The sequence below is a fragment of the Sedimentitalea xiamensis genome (assembly GCF_030164465.1).
Taxonomy (GTDB): domain Bacteria; phylum Pseudomonadota; class Alphaproteobacteria; order Rhodobacterales; family Rhodobacteraceae; genus Sedimentitalea; species Sedimentitalea xiamensis.
In genome coordinates, this window is record NZ_JASNJE010000079.1 from 1 (window position 1) to 2,272 (window position 2,272).

Here is a 2,272-nt window from a genome sequence, read left to right on the forward strand (position 1 = left end):
CCTTTTGAGCCCATGAAGAGGTAATTTTTCCTGCCGACGGTCAGGGGTCTGATTGACCGCTCGCAGATATTGTTGTCCAATTCCAGCTGTCCGTTCTCGAGGTATGGCCGCGCCTTTGGCATACGACCGAGCGCGTAGCGGATCGCCTCGGCCAGCTTGGTCTTTCCGGATATTTTCGGCAGTTGCTGCTTCAGCCAGCCTGTCAGTTCATCGAAGAGCGGCTTCGCCTGCGCCTGCCGCAGGGCGACGCGTTCATCGGGGGATTTGTAGCGCGCCTCCTTTTCCACACCATAGAGCCTGGCAATCCGTTCGATGGCGCCCCTGGCGATGACGGACCCATCGCGCTCGAAGACATCCACGAACTTGCGGCGGACATGGATCATGCAGGCCTGCTCCGTGGCGAGCCCTTCGCCGAACAGGCCGTTGAAGCCGGTAAACCCGTCCATTGCCCGGCAGGCGATTGCGGAGCAATCTGCCGAGAGGGGGCATGCACGGTGCCCTTGTAGCCCGAGAGATGGGCAGAGGGGTGCTCTCCCTTCCGATCCACGCTGAACTGATACCACGCGCAGGGCGGCGCCTGTCCGCACCATGGACGCTCATCGCGAACATAGCTCCAGAGCCGCGCGGTGTGCGCCTTGCCCGTCTTCGCTCCGGTCTGCATCTTGACCGGAGTATCGTCGGCAAACACGGCGGGTCCGGCGCGCACCAGCTTGCCGATATGCTCGGCCAGCGGTTCCAGCAACGCCGTCGACCGCCCGGCCCAGCCGGTCAATGTCGATCGATGCAGGTCGAGTTTCTCGCGCGCGTAGATCTCCGATTGGCGATATAACGGAAGGTGATCGCAATACTTGCCGACCAGCACATGGGCGAGCAGGCCGGGACCGGCACGGCCCCGTTCGGTGGGGCGGCTCGGCAGCGGCGCTTGCCAGAAGGTTTCGCAGCACTTGCAGGCCATGCGCGGGCGCACGATTTCGCGGATGACAAAGCGCCCCGGGATGTATTCCAACTCCTCCGTCACATCCTCGCCGACTGGGCGCAGCGCGCGGCCACAGGAGGCGCAAGCATCGCCCGGAGACAGGACCTCGGTCTGTCGCTCGAGATGATCGGGCAGCGGAGCAAGGCTGTGTTGCCGTTTGGCAGGCATGTCGGAGGGCACCGCATCGTCGTCCGGGCCGGCTTCGTCATGCTGCGCCTGAGCGGCCTGCGCGATCTCGGTGTCTTCCTGCAAGTCGAAGGCCAGCTGATCGAGGCTTTCGGATTTCGACCCGAACCGCGCCTTGCGATGGGCCGCCAGCTGCCCTTGCAGGTCTTCCACCTTCAGGGTCAGAGACTTGATCTCTTCACCCATCAGGGCGACCAGACCCTTCAGGTCTTCCGCATCGTCCGGCAGGGATTTCAGCGTCTCCAGCATGGCGGGAATATACTGAACCGGCGGTGGGAGTGGAACAAGGAATGCGCCTAAGCCCCTGTTTTGTTGAGTTATCCCGCCTGCAATGGCCGCCATGTCTTTTGCGGCATGCGCCAGTCGATCCCCTCCAGCAGCATCGAGAGTTGCGACGGACCGAGGCTGACCTTGCCGTCCTTCGCCGCGGGCCAGACGAACCGGCCACGCTCGAGGCGCTTGGAGAACAGGCAGGCGCCCTGGGCGTCCCACCAGATGATCTTCAACAGATCGCCCCGGCGCCCCCGGAAGACGAACATGTGCCCCGAATACGGGTCCTCGGCCAGAACCTGTTCGGCTTGCGCCGCAAGCGTATTAAAGCCGCGGCGCATGTCCGTCACCCCGGCCGCCAGCCAGACCCGCGTATTGCTCGGCACCGGGATCATGCCATCAGACCCTGCACGAGCCCGATAACAGATGACAGCGCCGTCGGCCCTTCAATGACGACCCGTCGCCCATCCGACAGCGTGATGTCGACCCGATGCGCCAGAAGAGGGGCCGATGTCGAACCCGCGGTCATCATGGGCGCGTCGTCGGCATCATGGTCGATGGACGGCCCCGACACTTCCACCGGCAAGAAGATACCGTCATCTTCCGATGCCATTTGCGTTTCGTCCGCAGCAGGGGAAAAACGGGGGTCTTTCAGCCACTTGAAGATCAGGTTCGCGTTCATCGAATAACGACGGGCAACCTGCGCGACCGACACACCCGGGGCCAAAGCCTGCGCGCAGATCGACCGCTTCTCTTCGTCCGCCCAGAACCGCTTCTTCTGGCCCTTCTTGCCCGCCATGGAGTGCCTCATGATGTCCACTATCGATGGTGGACACTATC

Annotated in this window: 2 protein-coding genes and 1 pseudogene; all 3 read right to left on the bottom strand. The window is 63.2% G+C overall.

Annotated features, from left to right (window positions below; genetic code table 11):
• A pseudogene (tnpC, locus tag QO034_RS23175) lies at window positions 1–1,411 on the bottom strand (IS66 family transposase); the annotation flags it as partial.
• Window positions 1,412–1,479: 68 nt separating this feature from the next.
• Window positions 1,480–1,827 carry an IS66 family insertion sequence element accessory protein TnpB gene (gene tnpB / locus QO034_RS23180; protein WP_284487864.1) on the bottom strand — a complete coding sequence of 116 codons (348 nt, stop codon included), beginning with the start codon at window positions 1,825–1,827 and terminating at the stop codon, window positions 1,480–1,482.
• Window positions 1,824–2,231 (bottom strand): IS66-like element accessory protein TnpA, encoded by a 408-nt coding sequence (tnpA, locus tag QO034_RS23185; RefSeq protein ID WP_284487865.1) that lies wholly within the window; start codon window positions 2,229–2,231, stop codon window positions 1,824–1,826. Before tnpA ends, tnpB begins: the two co-directional genes overlap by 4 nt.
• Between the last annotated feature and the right edge of the window lie 41 nt (window positions 2,232–2,272).

Bases quoted from the DNA above. Each gene is read 5' to 3' on its own strand.
- tnpB (WP_284487864.1), bottom strand. From the start codon at position 1,827: ATGATCCCGGTGCCGAGCAATACGCGGGTCTGGCTGGCGGCCGGGGTG.
- tnpA (WP_284487865.1), bottom strand. From the start codon at position 2,231: ATGGCGGGCAAGAAGGGCCAGAAGAAGCGGTTCTGGGCGGACGAAGAG.